This is a genomic window from Brevibacillus sp. HB1.4B (assembly GCF_013284285.1).
Lineage (GTDB): Bacteria > Bacillota > Bacilli > Brevibacillales > Brevibacillaceae > Brevibacillus > Brevibacillus porteri.
Window position 1 is genome coordinate 145,819 of record NZ_JABSUT010000008.1, and the last position, 22,823, is coordinate 168,641.

19 protein-coding genes are annotated in these 22,823 nt (G+C 49.0%); 9 read left to right on the forward strand and 10 right to left on the reverse strand.

Annotation, left to right across the window (positions count from 1 at the left end; translation table 11 throughout):
- On the reverse strand, positions 1–1,350 hold the full coding sequence (gene gabT, locus HP398_RS19775) for a 4-aminobutyrate--2-oxoglutarate transaminase (RefSeq protein ID WP_017246679.1): 1,350 nt from the start codon (positions 1,348–1,350) through the stop codon (positions 1–3).
- A 203-nt stretch (positions 1,351–1,553) separates the two neighbouring features.
- On the reverse strand, positions 1,554–2,957 hold the full coding sequence (locus tag HP398_RS19780) for a sigma-54 interaction domain-containing protein (protein ID WP_173623446.1): 1,404 nt from the start codon (positions 2,955–2,957) through the stop codon (positions 1,554–1,556).
- A 126-nt stretch (positions 2,958–3,083) separates the two neighbouring features.
- On the opposite strand from HP398_RS19780, the gene HP398_RS19785 reads away from it, so the two are divergent.
- Complete coding sequence (locus HP398_RS19785) at positions 3,084–4,640, forward strand: hypothetical protein (protein WP_254476226.1); 1,557 nt, start codon at positions 3,084–3,086, stop codon at positions 4,638–4,640.
- A gap of 48 nt (positions 4,641–4,688) precedes the next feature.
- Here HP398_RS19785 and HP398_RS19790 read toward each other — a convergent pair whose 3' ends face one another.
- Positions 4,689–5,297, reverse strand: coding sequence for a class I SAM-dependent methyltransferase (locus HP398_RS19790; RefSeq protein ID WP_173623447.1), 609 nt, complete (start codon positions 5,295–5,297; stop codon positions 4,689–4,691).
- 173 nt (positions 5,298–5,470) lie between these two features.
- Between HP398_RS19790 and HP398_RS19795 the strand changes: the two genes are divergently transcribed.
- A complete protein-coding gene (locus tag HP398_RS19795) occupies positions 5,471–5,845 on the forward strand; it encodes a BlaI/MecI/CopY family transcriptional regulator (protein WP_017246683.1) in 375 nt (124 codons plus the stop codon).
- 4 nt (positions 5,846–5,849) lie between these two features.
- The gene (locus HP398_RS19800) at positions 5,850–7,280 is read left to right on the forward strand and encodes a M56 family metallopeptidase (protein ID WP_173623448.1); all 1,431 of its coding nucleotides are present in this window, start codon (positions 5,850–5,852) and stop codon (positions 7,278–7,280) included.
- A 127-nt stretch (positions 7,281–7,407) separates the two neighbouring features.
- On the opposite strand, the gene HP398_RS19805 is transcribed toward HP398_RS19800, so the two are convergent.
- The 3 genes from HP398_RS19805 to HP398_RS19815 are packed head-to-tail and all read right to left on the reverse strand — an operon-like array spanning position 7,408 to position 11,085.
- The gene (locus HP398_RS19805; protein WP_254476228.1) at positions 7,408–8,490 is read right to left on the reverse strand and encodes an MFS transporter; all 1,083 of its coding nucleotides are present in this window, start codon (positions 8,488–8,490) and stop codon (positions 7,408–7,410) included.
- Positions 8,491–8,494: 4 nt separating this feature from the next.
- Positions 8,495–9,271, reverse strand: a complete 777-nt coding sequence (locus HP398_RS19810) for an arylamine N-acetyltransferase family protein (RefSeq protein WP_173623449.1) — start codon at positions 9,269–9,271, stop codon at positions 8,495–8,497.
- A 59-nt stretch (positions 9,272–9,330) separates the two neighbouring features.
- Entirely contained in the window at positions 9,331–11,085 is a 1,755-nt protein-coding gene (locus HP398_RS19815) for a sigma-54 interaction domain-containing protein (protein WP_173623450.1), read from the reverse strand.
- Positions 11,086–11,348: 263 nt separating this feature from the next.
- Here HP398_RS19815 and HP398_RS19820 point away from each other — a divergent pair, with 263 nt between their 5' ends.
- From HP398_RS19820 to gcvPB, 3 genes are read left to right on the forward strand one after another with little or no spacing between them, the layout of a single operon-like run.
- Positions 11,349–12,131, forward strand: a complete 783-nt coding sequence (locus HP398_RS19820) for an SDR family NAD(P)-dependent oxidoreductase (protein ID WP_173623451.1) — start codon at positions 11,349–11,351, stop codon at positions 12,129–12,131.
- Between the two features lie 52 nt (positions 12,132–12,183).
- Positions 12,184–13,569: an aminomethyl-transferring glycine dehydrogenase subunit GcvPA gene (gene gcvPA / locus HP398_RS19825; RefSeq protein ID WP_173623452.1), complete on the forward strand. Its 1,386-nt coding sequence runs from the start codon at positions 12,184–12,186 to the stop codon at positions 13,567–13,569.
- A gap of 24 nt (positions 13,570–13,593) precedes the next feature.
- Positions 13,594–15,183: an aminomethyl-transferring glycine dehydrogenase subunit GcvPB gene (gene gcvPB / locus HP398_RS19830; protein WP_017246690.1), complete on the forward strand. Its 1,590-nt coding sequence runs from the start codon at positions 13,594–13,596 to the stop codon at positions 15,181–15,183.
- A 64-nt stretch (positions 15,184–15,247) separates the two neighbouring features.
- Here the strand turns inward: gcvPB and HP398_RS19835 are convergent, their stop codons facing one another.
- Together HP398_RS19835 and HP398_RS19840 are read right to left on the reverse strand one after the other, a co-directional pair.
- Entirely contained in the window at positions 15,248–15,901 is a 654-nt protein-coding gene (locus HP398_RS19835) for a glycosyltransferase (RefSeq protein ID WP_173623522.1), read from the reverse strand.
- Between the two features lie 58 nt (positions 15,902–15,959).
- Positions 15,960–16,613, reverse strand: a complete 654-nt coding sequence (locus tag HP398_RS19840; protein ID WP_173623453.1) for a glycosyltransferase — start codon at positions 16,611–16,613, stop codon at positions 15,960–15,962.
- Between the two features lie 170 nt (positions 16,614–16,783).
- Between HP398_RS19840 and HP398_RS19845 the strand changes: the two genes are divergently transcribed.
- The 3 genes from HP398_RS19845 (at position 16,784) to HP398_RS19855 (ending at position 19,478) form a co-directional block, all read left to right on the forward strand.
- Entirely contained in the window at positions 16,784–17,209 is a 426-nt protein-coding gene (locus tag HP398_RS19845) for a MarR family winged helix-turn-helix transcriptional regulator (protein ID WP_088910000.1), read from the forward strand.
- A gap of 109 nt (positions 17,210–17,318) precedes the next feature.
- Positions 17,319–18,716, forward strand: coding sequence for an MFS transporter (locus HP398_RS19850; RefSeq protein ID WP_173623454.1), 1,398 nt, complete (start codon positions 17,319–17,321; stop codon positions 18,714–18,716).
- 207 nt (positions 18,717–18,923) lie between these two features.
- A complete protein-coding gene (locus HP398_RS19855; protein WP_017246694.1) occupies positions 18,924–19,478 on the forward strand; it encodes a hypothetical protein in 555 nt (184 codons plus the stop codon).
- A 210-nt stretch (positions 19,479–19,688) separates the two neighbouring features.
- On the opposite strand, the gene HP398_RS19860 is transcribed toward HP398_RS19855, so the two are convergent.
- Both HP398_RS19860 and HP398_RS19865 read right to left on the reverse strand, forming a co-directional pair.
- Positions 19,689–19,934, reverse strand: coding sequence for a hypothetical protein (locus tag HP398_RS19860; protein WP_017246695.1), 246 nt, complete (start codon positions 19,932–19,934; stop codon positions 19,689–19,691).
- Positions 19,935–20,067: 133 nt separating this feature from the next.
- Complete coding sequence (locus HP398_RS19865; RefSeq protein ID WP_173623455.1) at positions 20,068–22,743, reverse strand: YhgE/Pip domain-containing protein; 2,676 nt, start codon at positions 22,741–22,743, stop codon at positions 20,068–20,070.
- Positions 22,744–22,823: the final 80 nt, after the last annotated feature.

Sequence of the window (22,823 nt, forward strand, 5' to 3'; positions counted from 1 at the left end):
TTAGTTCGTCACGTATTGGCTTTTCAGAACATCCGTCATAATGTCCAGTGCCTCTTCCAGTTGCTCATCTGTAATAACCAGTGGAGACAGGAAGCGCAGCACGTTGCTGTGGACGCCAGCAGAAAGCACGATGACGCCAGACTCGTAGCAGCCTTTGGTCAAGCCAGCAACGAGCTCTTTCGCTGGTTGTTTGGTTGTTGGATCGATAAATTCTACAGCGCACATCGCACCCAATCCGCGCACCTCTGCGATCACAGGGAACTCTTTTTGCAACGCGTGGAAATGCGCCTTGATTTTGTCCCCGATCACCTGCGCACGACCAGACAGGTCTTCGCGCTCCATTTTCTCAATGACTGCCAATGCCGCTACGCAGCCAAGCGGACTTCCCCCATAGGTACCGCCGATCTCACCTGGGTTTGGCGCGTCCATGATTTCGGCGCGTCCCGTAACCGCAGAAATAGGCAAGCCTGCCGCGATTGATTTGGACATGGTGATGATATCTGGCTCGATACCGAAATGGGTAGAGGCAAACATGGCGCCAGTGCGACCGAAGCCTGTTTGAATCTCATCAGAAATAAATAGGATTTGATGCTTTTTACAAATGTGATAGACACCTTGAACGAAGGACACAGGCGGGACGATAAAGCCGCCTTCTCCCTGAATCGGTTCCATAATCACGGCAGCCACTTCTTCCGGTGCAACCTCAGTCAAGAGGAAGTCCTCGAACTGACGCACGCAGAATTGCGCGTATTCATCATCTGTCATGGATTCCGGCTTGTTCAATGGATACGGGAATTGCGCTTTATACGTAGCTGGAGCGAATGGACCCATCTGGAATTTGTACGGCTTCACCTTGGATGTCAGTGACATGCCCAGAAGCGTACGACCATGGAAGCCACGGCTAAAGGAAATGATGCCTGGGCGTCCTGTGTATTTGCGGGCGATTTTCACCGCGTTCTCTACTGCTTCTGCCCCGCTGTTTGCGAGCATCGTCTTCTTTTCAAAGCTGCCTGGCGTGATTTCCGTCAGCTTCTCAGCCAAGGCCACATATGGCTCATACATCCCTACATGGAAGCAAGGATGAATGTATTTGTCCAGCTGCGCTTTTAGTGCCTCAACTACTTCCGGTGGGCAGTGTCCGGCATTCAATGTACCGATCGCTCCGGCAAAATCGATGTACGTATTGCCATCTACATCCGTAACCAATGCACCTGAAGCTGACTCTACAAAAACAGGGGTATTGTTGCCGACACCTTTTGGAACGAACTGCTTTCTTTTTTCAATCAAGGCCGCTCCCTTTGGACCTGGCACACCAGCAGCTACGTTTACAAATTGACGTTGTTTGGACATATCGTTTCCTCTCCTCGTTCGAGATGGTATTAGTTGGATGGCTTGCTTGTAAACTCAACCACCATATGTAGCAATACCTATGCCAAACGCACGAGCTTGATGAAATCGCGTTTCTGGCACTATGGTTACATCAAATTATTCAAAAATGAATCGAAAACACCAGAATGTTCGATTCATTTTTGAATAAACTATTCATTTTTGAATCACCTGGAACGAATCCGATATTTTTGCAGCTTCCGCACGACAGAGGGCTGGCTAATTCCGAGAAACTCCGCGATTTCCCCCGTGGTCCGACAATGCTCGGATGCATAGCGCAGCCATTTTTCCTCTACCTGCTCTAGTGCTTCCCGAAGCGACATCTTGGAAGTAGCCAGACTCGGCTCCATGGTTGCCTGCTCTTCCCCTGCCAACCTGATTTCCGCGGGCAGATGCTGGGAAGTGATCACATCTTCGTCCGCAGTGACCACCATTCTCTCCAAGACGTTCTCCAGCTCGCGCACATTGCCCGGCCACTCGTACTGCATCAAGGCATGTGTCACCGCAGGGTCCAGACGCTTGTCCATTCCGTATCGTTCATTGAGCGAGCGCACGACGCGCTTCAGGAGAGCCGCGATATCCTCTGGCCGATTTCGTAACGGCGGGACGTGGATCGGGACAACATTCAGGCGAAAATACAGGTCTTGCCGGAACTTCCCTTCCTTCACCATCTTTTCTAAATCGCGATTGGTGGCGGCAATCAAACGAAAATCCACGTCGCGGTACTGTGTACTCCCAACGCGTTGCAGCCGTTTTTCCTGAATCACCTTCAACAGCTTGGCCTGCAAAGTCAGGGGCAGTTCCCCCAGCTCGTCCAAGAGGAGGGTCCCTTGATTCGCCATCTCGATAATCCCTTGCTTGCCCTGCTTGGCGGCCCCTGTAAACGAACCAGCCTCATAACCAAACAGCTCCGATTCCAGCAAGCCCTCCGGGATCGAGCCACAGTTGATCTCCACGAACTGCCCACCCGCACGACGACTATTGCGATGAATTTCTTTCGCGATCACATTTTTCCCGACACCCGATTCCCCGAGTATCAGGACCGTCGAATCAACAGCCGCGACTTTCTTGATGAGACGCTCAATGGCTTGCATCGGCTGACTCACTGCCACGAAGCCCTCCTGGTGCTTTTCGCGCAGCTCCTCAATCTCGGTTTCAAACTGCTTGAGCTGCTCTGTCAGACCCTCGTAGCGCCGTTTCAATTCCATAATTTCAGTCAGGTCATGGGAATAACTGATGATCGAATGCATGCTGCCATCCTCGTTCCAGACGGGAAAAGCCATCACCATCAGCTTTCGACCCCCGGGTATTTCCTGCATGATCGTCTGCGGCGTCTTGGCATCCATGACTTTTCGCGTGACAGATGGAGAAAAAACTTTCTTTTTTTCCAGCTCGATGACGTTTTTGCCCAAGAGCTCATCCTTCCCGATACCGTATATTTCATACGACGAATCGCCAACCAGCCGGATGTAGCCCTCATGATCCGTGATTAACAAATGATCGCGAGACGTTTCAACAATGGCCTCCAAAACGCGGCTCATCCACTTCTGTGTGCTCTCTTCTCTCATCATCTCTTCGCCGCCTCTCACACGCCGTTGTGTCCGATCTATGTTTATTTTTTCATTATAGAAAACAGCAAGAACAACGACAACCTATGAAAAATATGTAAAAATAGCGATAATAACAAGCCCTACGAGATGGAAAGGATGGTAGGAATGACACCCACAGTCGGAGACATCTACTGTGTTTTTGTCGAGAAGCTGCAAAAGTACACAGCTTGCCAGGTCACATCGATAAAAGAGCCTGACACGAGCAAATCCAACCTCATCAGTATCCTCGAGCTGGACTGGAGCAGCGATACACTGCCTGATGAATCAGAGCTGCACCAGATGAAGCCCTTATATTGCGACTACTTCTTCTGGAACAACAAGCTCGATCACATCTATGTTGATCCAGCGGTGCCCAAAGGCTACATAAAAGTAGGGAATGTACCACCTCTCGTGACAGAAGAGACAAGGAGTTACGGCAGTTGGGATGTCGGAGGGAGCTTTTACCGTCAACACAAATGGAATCAAATTACTGAGGAGCGTCGCCGGCAGTTTAAACAGGCCGCAAATGATGACAAAATGATTTCGCTGGGCGGGAAGAGCCTGCGTAGATCTAACAACGTCATTCATGCTGACATCCTGCGAAGCCTGACGGACATCTCTGAATTGGAAAAGCTCCCTTGCCTGACAAGAATCTACGCAGAGGAGCCCACCGATTCCTTACTTGCCTTTGTCAAAAGCAATCCTTTTATTCTGGAGCTTCACCTGGAAAAAGCCAACGGCTCCTCTCTAGATCTGATAGGAAGCCATCTCAGTAAACTCTCTGTCCAAAACGCGGACGGGCTGGAGTCACTGCATCTGAACGATTGTCTAAGAGAGCTCATACTGGGTAAGTCTCTTTCACCGAACCTACTCATAGAAGCCGAACAGGATGGATATTGGCTGACCGCCTCATTCTCAGATTCGCTACCGCTTCACCGCGGACTCGACCAGCTAGGAGGACTCAATCTGCGCGATGTGACGGAGCTGGACTTACAACCACTCGTCCAGCGGTATCCCTCGCTTCAGAACCTCCGTCTGTGGGGCAAGCCTGGTACTCTCAGTAATCTGGGCAGTATCAAGCACTTGAAGGAGCTACTGACGTTTACGACCTACGATCTGTTTGGCTTCACAGGGGACGAGTTCCCTTTGCCAGATCAATGTCCCAAGCTCTCCAGTCTCTGGATGACAAGCCTCCCAGCAGAAGCGGCCAAGACCATTAAAGCCGCCTACAAAAAAGAAGTAAAAAATGGGCTGGATTTGTCCATCACCAAGCCGCGCAAGCCCGAATGGCTGGCCAATAATTTGACCAATCCGTTTCGCGATTGGGATGGCAGGGAGCACATCTCAACAACCAACGCCAACAAGGCCGCCAGTCTCTATAAAAAAATGAACACCGCGATCAGTGCGCTTGAAAAACAAAGCAGTGAAGAAACGACGACTGCGGAAGAAATACAAACTGCTTTGCGTGCATGGGTCAAAGAGTACACAGAGACTTTCAACAAAATGGATCGCCGGACTGGCTTTATCGAAACAGTTGAGCGAGAAGAAATTTTCGTTGTGCTCGATGAACTGCTTCAGTCGGCAAAACAGAATTTAGCTACTACGGGTGTGGAAGTAGATGTGGACGAGCTTTTTGCTATTTTTGATCAGACACGTGATTTTTGAGTGAGAAAAAAGACGCCGCCTCTCCTATAGGAAGGCGGCTTCTCGTGCTTAGGCATTCTTTTTGATGACCCACGTACTCATGCAACGCTGTCCAGCTACATTCACCGTTTTGATTGGCTCCAGGAACACGCCTTGCCGTTTTTCCGTCATGCCCACCATCGTCCGTTCATTTACGAGAAAACGGGTGCTTCCGTCCGGCAACAAATAACGTTCGTTCCCTAGTGGCTGTACAGCATCCTCAATCCCGATCGAGGAAGCAAGACGCATGAATAGAATGCCTCCTGGCTTCAGTACCCGCCACAGCTCCTCTAGCATCTGATGAAAATTCTCTTCGTTATCAGCAAAATGGAGAACGGCATTACTGATGATGAAATCGAAGCTTTCGTTTTCAAAGCTCATGCTCTCAATCGGTTCCACACGAGCACGCTCCGCTGACCAGTTCGGCGCCAGTTGCGATGCCATTTGCTGTACAGCCTCGATAGCTTTTGCCGATTGGTCAACCGCATACACCGTATAGCCATTTCGCAAAAAGTAGACCAAATTCCGTCCCGAGCCGCAGCCAGCATCGAGTATCTGCATTTCCTTCGTAACCCGTCCCTTTAACAACTGATCAAACAAGTAAATATCAATATCGCCAAACAGCTCTGCCAGATTCATGCTTATCACAGCCTTTATCCGCTTTTTCTTCAGTGTACCAATTCGCTTGTCATCTTCCAATCACGGTCATCTGGAACGGATTTACAAAAATGATAGTTGACACCTGTTGACTACGTGTGTAATCTTAAAAAAAGAAACAACGACTACAAATGTAATCGACGGAGGTGTCTTACTTGGACGAGCAACCACGAATCTCGGATGCCGAGTGGGAGATTATGAAGGTCATCTGGGCAAAGTCCCCCGCTACAGCAGCCGATGTCATCCACACTCTGCGAGACAACAAGACGTGGAAAGACAACACAATCAAAACCTTGCTCAGCCGCTTGTTGCAAAAGGGTATTCTCACCTATGAGCAGGTCAATCGCGTCTACTATTACTCTCCTGTGCTCACTGAGGAAGAATGCAAGCGCCAAGAGCGCCAATCCTTTTTGCAGCGCGTGTACGGCGGAGCCTTAAAGCCCATGCTGGTTCACTTTTTAAAAGAAGAAAAGCTCTCCTCCCAAGAGATTGACGAGCTAAAAAAAATCCTTTCCGAAAAGGAGAAATAAGCTGGTGGATTGGCAATGGCTCACACTCACCCTCAATCAAGCATTTACGTGGACACTGTCTAACTCCATCGAAGCCAGTCTTCTCGTGCTCTTGATCTTGCTCTGCCAGCAGCTCGGCAAAAAGCATTTCCCCATCCGCTGGCACCATGCCGTATGGTTCCTGCTTCTCTGGAAGCTCGCGGTTCCTTGGTCCATAGACAGCACGATCAGTTTGTATAACTGGCTGCCTACTTCCCCGTGGACATCCATACAGGAAACGCACCCGCCTACGGAACCGATTGTTCTCACTACAGAGGCTTTGCATCCGCATGAATTTGCCCTCCAGCCAGATGCCTCTCTAGCAAACGAAGCGAGCTTTTCCTGGATCAGCCTGCTTTCCCTCATCTGGATCGGCGGTGTCGCCATTTTCGCTATCACCATGACTCGCAGTGCATACCGATTGCTCTCTCAGCTAAAAAACGATGTGTTCGTACAGGATGAAGCTATTTTGCGCGTCTTTTCCCAATGCCAAAAACAAATGGGCATCACCAAATCCATTCCCCTGCGCATGAGTCATCAAATGACAAGCCCTGCCTTGATGGGAATCTGGCGACCGCAAATCTGGCTGCCGGAAAATCTTTTGGACAAGCTCAACGAGCATGAGCTGCGCCACATTTTTTTGCATGAGCTGGCGCATTGGAAAAGACGAGATATTCCTGTGAACAGCATCATGAGCGTGCTTCTGATCCTCAACTGGTTCAACCCGCTGTTATGGTATGCTGCTTCCCGCATGCGTCAGGATCAGGAAATGGCTTGTGATGCCTTGGCTTTGACTTATTTGCAGGAGACAGAGGTACCTCGCTACGGATACACCATGATCAAAATGCTCGAGCTGTATGCCTGTCCCAAACAGATTCGCTTCACAGCCGGGTTCTCCAGCTCCAAAAAACAGGTGAAAAGGAGAATAGAAATGATTCGTCACTTTCAAAAACGAGCGTATACGTGGACGCTATCTGGTATCGTCGTCGTCTTGGCTTTAGGCATCTTCACTTTGACCGATGCAAAAACAGTGCTCGGGAACGAGGTCACCTTCTCTGTACCAGCAGAAGGGGAAACGAGAAGCGCACCCGATCAAACCAGCCTCTCCATCATCAACAACCTGAACACTCCAGTAAAAGCAGCAGCGGCCGGTAAGGTACTCAAGGCTGAATACGATTCAAAAACAGGGAAAGGCAACCAGGTCATTCTGGAGCATGATGGCGGGTATCAAACGGTTTACTCTCATTTGGAAAAGCTGGAGGTCACCGCTGGAGCTACTGTGACCCAAGGCCAGCTCATTGGTCTGTTAGGAAGTACGGGACGTAGCACGGGACCGCATCTTGCTTTCCAGATTCTCGAAAATGGTACACCCGTTGATCCGGCGAAGCTGTTGGTAGACATTGAAGCAAAAGAATAAAAACGAGGCCACAGAAAAAATATCTGTGGCCTAACTTGTTACGCTTATTCATTCGTAGACAAATCTCGTTTGTTACCTGAAAGCACCTTGTACAGGATAAGTGCAGTCACCAAAGCAATACAACCGTTCAGATAAAAAGAGGTAGCCGCGCCAAACTCTTGCCTACCCAACCGGTAAGAAGGGATGCGGGCAACAAACCGATTCCTGTAACCATCGAGTACATGCCCAGTGATGTTGCTTTCAAATCTTTCGGTGCGGAGGACGCTACCAATGACTTCTCTATGCCCTTCGTCAACGCGATATAAAAACCATACAGAATGAATAGCAACCATAAGCCTGTTACCGAACTCACCATTCCAAATCCAATATATACGAATCCGTATAGGATATAGCCAACAGTTAGAATGACCTTGTGTCCGAATCGATCGGAAATGGCACCTGATGTGTAGGAAAACAGCGAAGCAACCAAATGAAGGACTAAATACAGCAACAATACACTCGTAGCAGAAATCCCGAGATCAGTTGCTCGCAGCAATAAAAAAGAATTGGACGAATTCGCAACAGTAAACAGCATAATGATCAGAAGCAATTGCTTGGTCTCACGATTTAACTTCTTCCAGCTCGGTTTTGCTTTCGGTTCACGCGAAATCACCTTCGTATTTTCCCGCTTTTCCTTGATGGCAAAGAGCAAGCAGAAGCCAATGCCGACCGGAATCATTGAATACAAGAAAACACTGTGGAAATCTTTATTTCCATCCATCGTTAATAAGAGATACGCTATGCCGATTCCAATCGCCGCCCCGAGCATATCCATCATTTGATGCAAGCCAAATGAGCGTCCTTGCTTTCGTTTTCCTCCTGCTTCCGAGATGATCGCATCGCGCGGAGCCGTTCGTATTCCCTTACCCGTACGATCGATCAGCTTCCAGACAAAAACACCTACCCATGAACTGGCTATTACGAGGAATATCCTACCGATCCCGGATAGTCCATACCCCAGTATGGCTAACGATTTTCGTTTCTTGGAACGATCGGAAACATAACCTGAAACGAACTTGAGCAGACTGGTCAGAGCCTCGGAAACCCCATCGATCACCCCAATAATCATAGGACCCGAAGAGGCAAGAAAGATCGGAATTAACGGGGTAACCATGTATGTACCCATGTCTGTGAAAAAACTGACGAAACTAAGCAGCCATACGTTATTCATGCTGTTACAACCCAAAATGCTGTTTCGCCAGCTCTTTGAATCTCGCGTTGTCGATTTCCTCTTTGGTAACGACTCCATCCACCCACTGTGTAAAGGACGTATTCGTCAACGTAACATTGCCTCTCTCTGTAAGCTGCGTAAGCAAAGGGCTTTTGTTGAAGGGAGACTGTTCATGGTCAGCGATAATCGTCTGAATCTCGTTTAATTCCGTTACATCCGTCACCAGCTTCTGCGAATCAAACGTATAGCCGATCCTCCAGTCCGTATCCTTGTGTCGCAGCTTCATTTCGAGTACATAATCGCCATACTCCGTCTGCTCTTTCTTGATCCGAAACTCACCATTGCGCGAAGAGACGGTCTCCCCGGTTAACGGGACAGGCTTCAACGGCAGGTTCGAACCAAAACCCGTGTCGAGCAAATACGTTTGCCCCTCATAGGTAAGCAAAATCGTGGCATGCGTTCGACCAATCGTGTAATACTCGCCAACGTTCTGTCTGTATACAACTCCACGAATCAGATGGGCGTCAAATCCATTTTCCAGCAAGAAGAAATACAGCATCGGATTGAGTTCGTAGCAAAGACCGCCTTCGTTTCTGACCAATATCTTCTCCATGATGGACTGTCTAGAGATTACCCTTGTTCGCTCATCCACAACGCACAGGTTTTCAAAAGGAATCGCCAATGCTGTCAGATCAAGGAGGCGATCCAATGTATCGAAGGTAATCGTTTCATTTTCTGGCATGCCGATTCTTTTCCGAAATAAGGCATTTAGCTCACTCATGCTTCTTCCCCCTAAATAGGCTCTCCCTCAAGTATACGCCAGGCTCCAGCTCGATTTCCTTATATACCGAGCAGCTTTAGCTTCCGATACAAGGTGCGTAGCCCAATCCCCAGTTCTTCAGCCACCCGCTGCTTTCCTTTCAAATCACTGCCGTGCTTTTGCAACGAAGCGCGAATTGCCTCCGCTTGTGCATCGGCGACCCTTGCTTTGATAGCTGGACCTGAATCTGAAGGAGCCATTAGAGGACGAGCACGAAGGCGCGGAGGCAAGCTGTCGACAGTCAGTACTGTGTCTTGCTCCATGTTCATGGCGTACTCGATGGCGTTTTCCAGCTCCCGCACATTGCCCGGCCAGTGATAGTGCGTGAGCAAGTTGATCGCCTCTCGTGCTATTCCGAAGAAGGTGCGTCCTGCTTGCTCTCCGTACTTCTCCATAAATGAAACGGCCAAGAGCTCGATGTCTTCCTTACGCTCTGCGAGTGAAGGGACGTGAATGGGAATGACGTTCAACCGATAGTACAAATCGGCACGAAACGCTTTTTTCTCCACGAGCTCCTCCAGATTCTGGTTCGTTGCCGCGATGATTCGTACATTGATAGGAAACGATCGCGTGCTGCCGATGCGTTCCACAACCTTTTCCTGCAAGACGCGCAGCAGCTTTGCTTGCAACGAGAGCGGCATATCGCCGATTTCATCCAGAAAAAGCGTACCTCCCTCTGCCATTTCGAACCGCCCTGGCTTTCCTCCCTTTTTGGCTCCGGTAAAAGCACCATCCTCGTAACCAAACAATTCGCTTTCGAACAAATTTTCCGGAATGCTGGCACAATTGATCGCGACAAACGGGTAGTAAGCGCGTGTGCTTGCCTCGTGAATCGCTTTTGCCAGATGTCCTTTGCCTGTCCCTGTTTCGCCGGTAATTAGTACCGTAGAGCTGCTGTTACCGATTTTCATCGCCATTTCTTTGACCTGTTTGATGGCTGCGCTGTTTCCTACGATTTGAGCCAAGCTATCCACTTTGCCAGACGATCGGCTCCCTTGATGATCCAGCAAACGCGGAACGGTAAGCGATCCCCTCTGCACGCGAAGCACGCCGCCAATGAGCTGATTGTTGACGATGATCGGCGTGGCCTCGGTGGGAGCATCCAGCTTGTCAACGAGACAATTGGCGATCGGCAAGGAATGTGTTGCCATCCCGGATAATGACGGCAGCAGCATCCGTGAAACCTCCGCTGGCAGCAGTTCATGCTGAGACAACAGTCTACGAGCGCTGGCATTCGTATGAATGACATTGCCACTCCGGTCAAAGGTGAAATACGCATCGGCAACGGTATCCAGCGCTCCCTCCAACAGTCGCATGGAGTCATCAGACGATTCGATCTGTCTCGTCGCATGAGACTGTACAATCGCCGTAATCATCTCGCTGACTTCTGTCAGGATTTGCTGGTATCTCTCTGCATGCTTGGATAGGCGATTTTGACCTTCCTTCGTAAAGGATGTGAGGGAAACGACCCCGATTGCATGATTGGCAACCTTAATAGAAGAGAGCAGCTCTACTTTGGCGGGACAGCTGTCGAGAAAACGGCATCCTTTGCACATTTCCATAGAGCCGGGTTTGTCTACCACATACTGACCTTTTGCCAACACGAATTCAATCGAGGGCACATGCACATTTTCGCCTTTTTGTTTCAAGTAGCGCTCCGTACTCACGACCAAGAGGCCGCGCTCGTTAATCACCGCAGCATCCACGTTCAATATATCTGAAATGCTAGTAATGACCTTTTCGATGGCTGGTTTGCACAGATCCAACGAAACCATGGATATCCTCCCTGTTGATTGTCCTTGCTCTCTATTTTATGAAATATTTAGATAGTTCACAAACATTTTACCACTGATGTTTGCCAATAATGACAACTCATTGCCACTTTTGTCATCGCCATGAAGGTACGAAACACAGTCAGACCCTCGTTAAATCAGCTGTTTTGGCGATCAAGTAAGGAGCATGTTACTCGACAGAGTCCATTCCAAACTTGGCACAGTGATTGCATTATTAACTTTTCATCTAAGGGGAGTGATCAACCATGGTAAACACGAACGAGGTATTCCATTTGCAAGGAAAGGTAGCCTTGGTAACTGGCGCTGCTTCCGGTATCGGACTTGCAACAGCGAAACGACTGGCTCAATTCGGAGTAAACGTCATGCTGCTTGATATCAACGAGGAGCTCGGGGAAAAGGCGGCACAGGAAATCGTAACGGCGGGCGGGTCAGCCCGTTATTTTACATGCAATGTCGTTTCCCAACAGGATTGTCGCGAAGTAACGCAAGCGATCGAGGAAGCGTACGGTCGCATCGATATTTTGTTCAACAACGCAGGCGTGATTAGAAGAAAGACGGTCGTCGAGCTGGAAGAAGATGATTGGGATCTGGTCGTCGATGTTTCCTTGAAGGGGGCTTACAACCTCTCGAAATTCGTCATACCGGTCATGGCAAAAACAGGCGGAGGCAGCATCATTAACACTGGCTCTGGCTGGGGCATCAAGGGCGGTGACAAGGCTGCGGCCTACTGCGCGGCAAAAGCAGGCGTCGTCAACCTGACGCGGGCAATGGCGATTGACCACGGTCCGGAAAATATCCGTGTAAATTGCGTGTCACCCGGCGATACCGACACACCTCTGTTGCGTGAAGAAGCGCGCCAGCTGGAAAAGGAAGAAGGAGCATTCCTCGTCTCCTCCGCCCAAGGACGTCCGCTGGAGCGTCTCGGTTCTCCGCAAGATATTGCCAATGCTGTCCTGTTCTTTGCCAGCGACCTGTCATCCTGGGTGACGGGTTCCGTACTGGTCGTCGACGGCGGCGGTTTGGCTTAATTTATCGCTATTGCGACTGAATATTCCAATGAAGAGATGGAGGAACCATGAGATGAGCGTACAGCGTTATGCCCACCCGTATATTCCGAATTCTGCACCTGAAGTCAAAGAGAAAATGCTTACCGAAATCGGCTTTTCCAGCATCGAGGATATCTATGCGGACATTCCCAGGGAGCTGCGCCTACAAGAAAAAATGAACATCCCGAAAGCTTTGACCGAGTACGAGCTGGAGCGTCACGTCAACCAGCTGATGAACAAAAACCAAACCACAAAAGAAAATATCAGCTTCCTCGGTGCAGGCTGCTGGCCGCATTTTGTTCCGGCTGTCTGTGATGAAATCAACTCCCGCGCGGAGTTTCTGACGGCGTATGCTGGAGAGCCTTACGAAGACAAGGGGCGCTTTCAGGCGTTGTTCGAATACCAAAGCCTCGTAGCTGAACTGGTCGATATGGATGTCGTAAACGTTCCGACCTTTGACTGGGCACAGGCTGCTTCCACTGCTCTGCGCATGGCAGCACGTATCACCAAACGCACAGAGCTACTGGTCTCGAAAAATATCCATCCCGACAAGCTCTTGATCATCAAAAACTATACGTCTCCTGATCTTACTGTCACCACGATCGATTTTGAGAACGAAACAGGCAGTCTTGACCTGAATGATTTAAAAGCAAAGCTCAGTGTAGATACAGCAGCGGTTTACTTCGAAAACCCGACCTTCCTCGGCTCCGTGGAAGTAAACGGACAAATGATTGCGGACTTGGCTCATGCAGCGGGTGCCATTTGCGTAGTCGGTGTCGATCCCATCTCTCTCGGCGTGATGGAATCTCCGGCGAATTACGGCGCGGACATCGTGTGCGGAGATTTGCAGCCGCTTGGCGTACACATGCATTACGGCGGTGGGCAATCCGGCTTTATCGCGACGCATGATGATCCGACCTACGTCATGGAATATCCGTCCCGCTTGTTCGGAATCGCTCCGACAGAGGTCGAAGGCGAATACGGCTTCGGGGACGTCGCGTACGACCGCACCTCTTTTGCCAAGCGTGAAAAAGGCAAAGAGTCTGTCGGAACACAAACCGCGCTATGGGGCATTACCGCAGGCGTGTACTTAGCGACGATGGGACCTGTAGGCATGGAAGAAGTCGGGCAAGGCATCATGCAGCGCTCCCAATACGCCGCCAAACAGCTCTCTTCCATTCCCGGAGTCGAGGCCAAATTCACCGCTCCCTTCTTCAAGGAGTTCGTGATCGACTTTTCGCAAACAGGCAAAACCGTCAAAGACATCAACGCTGCTCTTCTCGCCAAAGGAATATTCGGCGGAGTTGATTTGACTGAACACTACCCGGAATTGGGTCAATGTGCACTCTACTGCGTCACAGAGGTTCATACCCAGAAGGATATTGATACGCTCGTCGCTGCCATCACAAGCATTTTGTAAAAACGAAAAAGGAGGAAATCGACCATGAAAACATCCGAAGGAACAATCGACAAAATGAAACGGATTCCGAGAGATCATAAGGTACGCCGCTTCCACCAAGCAAAATGGGATGAGCCTGTCATTTTCGAGCTGAGCCAGCCCGGTGAGCGTGGCGTCGAAGTACCACCCGTCGAGCCACAAATCGTGGAGACCGTAGGCGATGGCATCTCTTCGCTGCCAGACAACCTACGCCGGAAAAAACGACCGAATCTTCCCGAGATCAGTCAGTACCGCGTGATCCGTCATTACTCCCGCATTTCGCAGGAGGTTCTGGGGTCAGATTTCAACGTCGAGATCGGGCAAGGCACCTGCACGATGAAATACTCCCCGAAAATCAATGAACGCTTCGTACGATCGCCGAAAATGGCGGAGCTGCATCCGCTGCAAGATGAGTCCACTGTCCAGGGGATGCTGGAGATGACGTATCAGCTCGATCTATACTTGCGCGAGATTTCAGGAATGGACAAATTCTCGTTCCAACCGGGCAGCGGCACACAGGCGTTGTTTACCCAAGCCTCTATCGTGCGCAAATATCACGAAGCTCGCGGCGAAGGAGAACAGCGCAACGAGTTTATTACCACCCATTTTTCCCACCCATCCCAAGCAGCGACGGCCGCAGTCAAAGGCTTCAAAATCATATATGTACCAGCCGACGAAAACGGCTACCCTGATCTAGAAGCGCTAAAGGGCCTCGTCTCAGAGCGAACCGCTGCCTTTGCCGTAGCGAATCCAGAGGATACAGGCATTTACAACTCCCGCATCAAGGAGTTCACAGATGTCGTTCACGCCGCAGGGGGGCTGTGCTGCTACGACCAAGCAAACGCCAACGGTTTGCTCGGCATTACCCGCGCGCTGGAAGCAGGCTTTGACATGTGCTTCTTCAACCTGCACAAAACCTTCTCCGTTCCTCACGCTTGCGGCGGACCTGCAACAGGTGCCATCGGGGTCACTGCCGAGCTTGCGCCATTCCTGCCAGGTCCGATCGTAGACTTCGACGGAGAGCGTTACTTCTATAAGCGTGATTTGAAAAACAGCATCGGGAAAGTCCGCAGCTTTTACGGCGTACCACCTGCTGTCCTGCGCTCCTACGCTTGGGTCCGTGCACTTGGTGCTGACGGCTTGAGGGAAGTTGCCGAAATCGCTTGCCTCAACAACAACTATCTCTATCACAAAATCACGCAAATCCGCGGTGCGAGCGCTCCCTATATACAAGGTCGACGCCTGGAGCAGGTTCGCTATAGCTGGCAGCAGCTAAAAGAAGACACGGGCGTCACGACGTATGATGTTCAGCGCCGCATGATCGACTTTGCCCACCATTACTGGACCAGTCACCACCCGTACGTCGTGCCGGAGCCGTTTACGCTGGAACCGACGGAGTCCTATTCCATGGCAGAGCTCGACGAATACGTTGCGGCACTAACCCATATTTCACAGGAAGCCTATGAGAATCCGGAGATCGTCAAAACAGCGCCACACAATAGTACAGGTCACCGTGTCCTAGAGTCCGTACTCGATGATCCTGATCAATGGTGCATCACATGGAGAGCTTATTTGAAAAAGACGGCACAAGGATAAAAAGAAAGAAACGCCAGCACAGATACGACAAGTGCTGGCGTTTTTTTCGTTGTGGAAGTTCATTTTAGAACTGATTCGGGAACTGCTTAATGATGCCTGCTGTTAGCACATCCGCCAATGAGATGATGTGATCCTCACCTTTGTCAAAGGTAGCAATGTCTGCTTCCCAGTCCTTTTTCAATCTCGCTTGGAGATTTCCGGTGAGCAGCTCCAAATGTTTGTACAGCAAATCCTTCAATTCCTTTTCGGTCCAATTGGGATTCGCGCTGCTTAAAAACTTGGCGATATCATCTGCGTTCCGGAACCAATCTTTATTTAATTTTGCCACACTCGCCTGATCGCCATTTTTTGCAGCATCAATAATTTTGCCTGCAATGACGATATGCTCAGTGAGAAGCTTGCCAAGCTTGTTGCCTGCTTCCTCTCCATAGTAAGGCTTAATCGCATTTCCGATATCCGTCTGGATTTTCAAAAGTCGCGCCAGTACCTTGTCTTTGTCTTCCAGTCCCGCCAAAGCGCTGACCAGATAGCTCCTCGTCCATAGTATATGGTCGATCCAGAGCTTTCTCATATCGCCCTGCAATTTGACTTCTTTCGGCTTTATGCATTCCTGTTGCTGGCCGTTTCCTTGTGATTCCTTGGCTACAGCCATCACCGGTACGCCTAGTAAAGCAAGGCAAATCATCAACAGTGTTGCTTTCCGGAGTATTGGAGTCATCATTGGGTCTTCTCCTCGTTATCGGTATGTAAAAGGTCCACAACCCAAAAGCTGGTGGTTAAAACTGATTCGGGAACTGCTTAATGATGCCTGCTGTCAGCACATCAGCGAATGAGATGATATGATCCTCACCTTGATCAAATGCAGCAATATCCGCTTGCCAGTCTTTTTTCAATCTCGCCTGGAGATTATTAGTGAGCAGCTTCAGATGCACGTACATCATCTCTTTTAGTTCCTTCTCGGTCCAATTAGGGTTGACGCTGCTTAAGAACTTGGCGATCTCATCCGCATTACGGTGCCACTCCTTATCAAGCTTTGCTACAGTAGCCTGATCGCCTTTTTTGGCTGCGTCAATGATTTTGCCGCCTATCGTAATATGCTCGGTCAGCAATTCGGTAAGCTTTTTACCTGCTTCCTCTCCGTAATACGGCTTCATTGCGTTCCCGATATCTACCTGGTTTTTCAAGAGACGTGCCTGTACGGCGTCTTTGTCTTCCAGCCCTGCCAAGGCGCTTACCATATAGGTGTGGTCCCACAGCAAATGGTCAATCCAGAGCCTGCGCATATCGCCCTGTAGCTTTACTTCTTTCGGCTTTATACACTCTGCCTGCTGTACATTTCCTTTCGATTCCTTGGCTGCTGCCATACTCGGCACACCAAGTAATGCCACGCAAATCATCAGCAATGTTACTTTCCTGAACACTGGAGTCATTTATTCCTTCTCCTTTTTTGATAAGTAGTGAATCCCGCTGTTATTTTGAGCAAAATTGGCTTTTTCATGCGTCTAACACATGAGTCCTGCAAATTGACACTTATCCGAGGCATCCTTATAGTTGTCATTAGCAACAATTGCACGGACTACCTAACCTAGGAGGTTTCGCAATGAAATTAGATGAGTATATCGGCGTCATCGTGAAACGAACGGATTTAAAACTGAACAACTATTATCAAAAAGTATGCAATCCGTATAACATCACCATCGATCAGTGGATGATTTTTGTCGTGTTATGGGAAGAAGAAGGTTTGACCCAGAACGAGTTGGCAGAACGCACCTACAAGGATAAAACGAATATCGCACGGATGCTCTTTCTCATGGAAGAAAGAGGGTTCATTCATCGCGAAACAGATAAAAAGGATCGCCGCTCCCTTCGTGTCTATCTGACGGAAAAAGGGCGACTTTTAAAAGACGAGGTCCTTCCTCCCTCCATTGAAGCGTACGAGAAAACCATTGCAGGATTGACCGAAGAAGAAGTGAACCAATTTCGAAGAACACTCAATATTATTTATGAGAACGTAAAAAACTTCTAAAAACAAAACATATTGCAGGATGTCATTTTTTGTATATAATTAGTTGTTGTAACAACAGTTTTTATAACAACTTTCATGGCGGAATATATACAAAAAAGGAGTGAAAATGATGAGTACAGAAGGGATTTGGAGCACGCATTACCGAGCGTTGACGATTGGTATTATTCTTGTGGTGACTGCTACAGCATTTGAAGGCTTGGCTGTCACGACAATCGCCCCCGGTCTTTCCCGAGAGCTACAGGGTGAGGATCTGTATGGGTGGGTATTCAGTGCTTATTTGTTGGCTCAGCTGATTGGAACCGTGGTCACAGGTCAATTCGTCGATAGAAAAGGGCCTGCCCAGCCTTTCATTGTCACGATCGTGCTCTTTGCTGTTGGCATTGTAGTTGCTGCAATTGCGCCAGATATGCTTACTTTACTGCTTGGGCGAGTGATGCAAGGATTCGGAGCCGGTGCCTTGGTCAATTGCGTGTATACCATGATTACCTTGCGTTACCCCGATTCCCTTCGCCCTCAGATTCTTGCTGTCTTCTCCAGCGCTTATATTCTTCCTGGCCTGTTCGGACCATATGTAGCCGGGATTATTGCTGAACAGTTGTCGTGGAGATATGTCTTCTGGTTGATCCTTCCCTTTATCTTTCTGTCTGCACTCTTAACCACCCCCTCTTTCCGAGGCTTACAGCCGCAAAAAGCAAGCGCGGCAAACAATCGTAGTCTTCTTCTGCCCTTTTTCTTGGCCCTCGGGACTGGTGCCTTACTTTTGGGGCTGGGCAAAATCCCCTCCGTCTACGGTTTCCTGCTATCCATCGCGGGTTTGCTCACCCTCAGTGTCCCGTTGTATAAGCTGATGCCGAAAGGAACGCTTGTCGCACGCTCGGGCTTACCTGCTGTCATCGCATCTCGGGGTCTTTTTGTCGCTGCCTATTACGGCACACAAACGTATCTCGTCCTTGGACTCACCTCGATTTTAGGTTTAACCGCCGACAAAGCTGGTTTAGCTGTTGCCTCCGCAGCAATCAGTTGGTCGCTGGCAGCCAATGTACAAGCAAAGCTGGACAAAAAAGACCAAGGGGCCGGTCGAAAAAAACGAATTATCACAGGTCTTGTCATTATGCTCATCGGAGTCACCTGCACCGTACCGCTGACGTTGATTCAACTAGACCTTTTCGGTATCGTGGTCGCGATTTTTAGCCAGATCATTATGGGCTTCGGAATCGGTTTGGCTCACCCGACAAGCGGTGCGATTGCGTTTTCTCTTGCAAAGCCTGGTGAAGAAGGAAAAGTATCTGCTGAAATATCTATCGCGGATACGTTCACACCTGCGATTGTCATTGGGATGGGGGGTGCCATCGTGTCTGTGATGACTGCCTTTGAGTTTTCACTTTCTGTTGGGATTACTGTTTCCCTGCTCCTTCAGACGTTCATCGTCCTACTGGGGCTGGCATCTGCTGCCCGACTGGCGACAAGTTCCGTATCTTTCCAAGAAAAAAGGGACACCTTGGGGTAACCTCACGAAACGGAAAAAATCGTACGCTATGGATTAAGTCATTTCCGATAAGCTCCATTGACCAATCGTGCCTATCGTTCTGGACCGGGCGGGTAGCTTCGGCAGTACTTAACCGTAAATACGTGTTATGCTGGCGGTGGCCACAAAGAAACTGGTAATATATGTTATAGCTATTATTGAAGATTCATAAAATACACAAGGAGGGAAATGAATATTAAGAAACCTTCGATTGTTGAACGTCCTCTTCATATGCTTCTCCTTCTGTTCATCGTTCTCCTTAGTGGTTGTAGCGCGGATAGTTCAACAGAAACAGTCCCTAAAGAGAAGTCATATGTAAGCGTCTACGATTATTTCGAAGAAATTCATGGGGAGAATTTGAAAACATCCGTGCTTCAAATAACAAGAAATGGTAATTCAGCAGAACTCACGTTACGAATCTTAATTTCGGATGATTTGAGAGAAAAAATGATGCATACGGAAAAGCCTATTTACTTTTCGTTTGCAGATATGCCGGGTGACGAGACCATTAAAAATTTGCTTGCTGAGACTCCTTCACTCGTTCAAATTGAGTTAAACAGTAAAGAGAGTCGGTATACGATTTCGCAACAGCTAAAGCTAAAAGAAAATTTGACAGAAGCTGATAACCAGGCACTAATGTCTCCTGCTAATTACCGATTTCAGGTCATAAACGAAGAAAAGCTCTCTGTAGCTAGTTTTATGGGTTTAGAATATTCGCTACTTCCTGAAGATAATCAGAAGTAGCAAAATCGCTTGTTACGAATTGTGCCTCTTGTGGCAAACGTGCCCACACCCCGCATGTATTCTTTTGGGGTAACGCCAGCCAAGTGTCATAAAACCCACGTAAGGACTTGGATGTAATAAAAAACTAGATTTCCTGTACGCTAAGGAAATCTAGTTTTTCATATTGTGGTAGTACCAGCGTGAAAGATGGTGTCCTCTCCCCAAACATGCCTATTCAGTCTCCTGCTTGTACAGGTTTTGTAATTCCTCGAGTCTTTTGTCTATCTTATGGAATCGTCTTTCCAGCCGATCCTGGACTACTCTGGGCAGTTCATTTTTCAAAATGTGTACAATATAAAACAGGGTACCGATCATGACGAACATACTCAATATCAAGGTGATTTCTGGAGTAATAATAAAAAAGCACACACCGCCTATCAAAATCGTCAGTAGAATGTATCCAAACCATCTCCCCATGGTTCACTCCCCTTTACGATTCACAAAACACCTATATTTTACCAAATCATACAATCACTTGTCCTTGAAAAAAGGGTACCCTCCAGTAGTGATATCTACGTGAGGACACCCTGCTCTATTCCATCATGAAACTTTACCCAATAATCTTGGTCTTCTTCGCATTCTCCATCGACTTTTCAATAAGTCCGCTCAACGGACGCTTCAGCGCGAGCGCCACGAACAGGCTGATCCCGATAAAGCCGAATAATACGAGAATATCCCGAATCGCCGTTTCCCAAAGGATGCCGCCCACACCTTCACGCAACAGGCTGATCGCATACGTGAAGGGCATGTATGGGTTCAGCGCTTGGAAAAACGGTGAAGTCATGCTGATCGGGAACGTACCGCCCGAGCTGGAGAATTGAAATACCATGAAGATGATCGCTATGCCTTTGCCCACGTTGCCGAAAACGGACACCAGTGTGTACGTAATCGTAACGAACACTAGGCTGATCAGCATACCGAATAACACAAACGGAGCTTTATCAGCCACATAGGCCCCGAGGATGTAAATATCACCGAGCGTGACGAACAACGCCTGAAGTAGCCCGATGGTCGCAAACGTTCCCAAGCGGCCCAGGTACAACTGATACGGCTTGTACACTCCGCCCGGATTTTCCGCATTCGGCTTCAGCAGAGAAATCAACAAGGTCGCACCTACCCAAAGAGACAGCACACCGTAAAAAGGTGACATGGCCGAACCGTAATTCGGAATCGGATATAGGCGGTTTTCCTTGATCTGCACGGGACTTGCGAGGAATTCGCTCTCTTTTTTAATGTCGCCGCGCAATAGCTTGGCAAGATCAGCGAAGTTGTTGTTCGCTTCGACTTCTCTCAGCTTGTCAGCCGCCTGCCCAATGGCACTCTCCAGCTTAGGCAGATCATCGCGAACCAATGTGGCAACTCTGTGGACTCCTGCCTCCACCTCCGGGAGCTTGTAGCGCACAAAATCAGCCAGCTTGGTCAAATTCGCCTCCGCTTTGGGCAGATCGTTCTGAACGAATGCCGCTGCCTCGTCGAGCTTTTTCCCGATAGTAGGAAGATTCCCCTTCAAGAACGGAGCTGCTACGTGAATGGCATTTGCAAAAGCATCCGACTTGCTTCTGAGCGTTTGCGCGAGCTCGTGGACTTGCGCCCGTATTTGCGGCATATCCTGCTGGATTCGTTTCAGTTCTGCCAATCCCAGCTCCAAGCCCGTCTTTGTCTCTTGAAGAATCGCTTCGATATCCGGTAGTTTTTCTTGGGCCTTATGCAGTAGATCGGCAGATTCTCCTGTGATCACCTTCAGCCTTTCAATGCCCTCGGATATTTTCGGAACGATTTCGCTATCGTAACGGGACAGGATGTCTCCCAATTCCGCGCTGGTATTTTTCGAGAGCTGATTCAAGCTCTCCACCAAATCTTTCGCAGGCTGCTTGCCTTTTTCCAGCGCGCTTGCAATTGTGCCGAGAATCTCGATTTGTCGGTTCATTCTGCTCTCAATCGTGCGCAGCCTCTCTGCGAAATGACTCAATGGCTGTCCAGGAATATAACTGTTTACTTTCTCTACAAGCGATGCGGTATGCCCCAAAACATTGGCGGCTCTGGCTAACCTGTCTTTCACAGCATTTACCTCACTCGCAGTAGGCAGGCGATCCGGATTGATTTGCAACAGTCTGTCCGTAAGTTGTGTGAGTGCATCCGAGGCTTGCTGGGCTAAGATGAGATTTTGCTTGATCAGCGGTGCAATCGTTTCAAAGGCACCGTCATGCTTCGTAAAAAAGTCATTGAGCTGATCGGCAACAGCCGCGCCCTTATCAGTCAGATCAGCGATACGCGGCAACGCATCTTGAGCAGCCGAAACGATCTCAATGGCCTGACTCGCTTTTTCTGTGGCCGTAGTCACTGCGTTTGCGACTTTATCAAAATTTTGATCCAGCTCTTCAATTCGTCCGACGGCTTGCTCAATCACCGGCAGCTTGTCTTCCATCGCGATAATGACAGACGCCGCCTCATTGATTTTCGGCCAGTTTTGCTGAATCTTGAGCACGGCCTGCCCTGCTTGATTGATTTCGGGGATTCTTTTTTCCACTTCCAGAATGATCTGCGCTTTCTCGTGAATCTCGGGAAGTTTCTTTTCAATCTCCAACACTTTTTGCCCAGCGGCACGAATCTCAGGCAGGCTTTTTTCCAGTTGGAAAACGCCACTCTCGATTTTGCGGATGGTCGGCAATTGCTCTTCAATTTTAATGCCGATCTCTGTAAGCTTCGTCAGCAAGGCTTCACTGACGCTTTCCGTAAAACTCTCGTTGATCTGCTTGGCAATCGCTGAAACACCTGATGAAGTGATTTTGGGTGCGACGGCGTTCACTTTTTCGTTGACCGTATAGATCACTTCAGGCTTGTTCAGGTCGCCATGGACAATTCCCGTGATTTTCGTGGAAAAGTCAGCTGGGATCAGGATGCTGGCATAGTAATCGCCCCGCTCTACCCCCCGTCTGGCCTCTTCTTTGTCCACAAAGGTCCACCCTAGCTTCTGGTTGTTGTGCAAGCTCTTTATGAGCTCGTCTCCGATGTTGACCTTTTGGTCACCAACCGTGGCTCCCTGATCCTCGCTCGTAACCGCCACCTTGACACCTTGCGTATTGGCGTAAGGGTCCCATACTGATTTGATGTTGATCCAATCGTATAAACAAGGAAGGAGAATGATGGCGATGATCAGAAAAATCCCAGTCGGGACCTTGAAAATGTTAAACCAGTCCGTTTTGTAAATCTTCCATATAGACCGCATGTATGTACCACCTAGTAGGAAAGAATGGATGAATCTTTACACTCACATGACAGTTTACCATGGAAGGAAATGATCGGGAA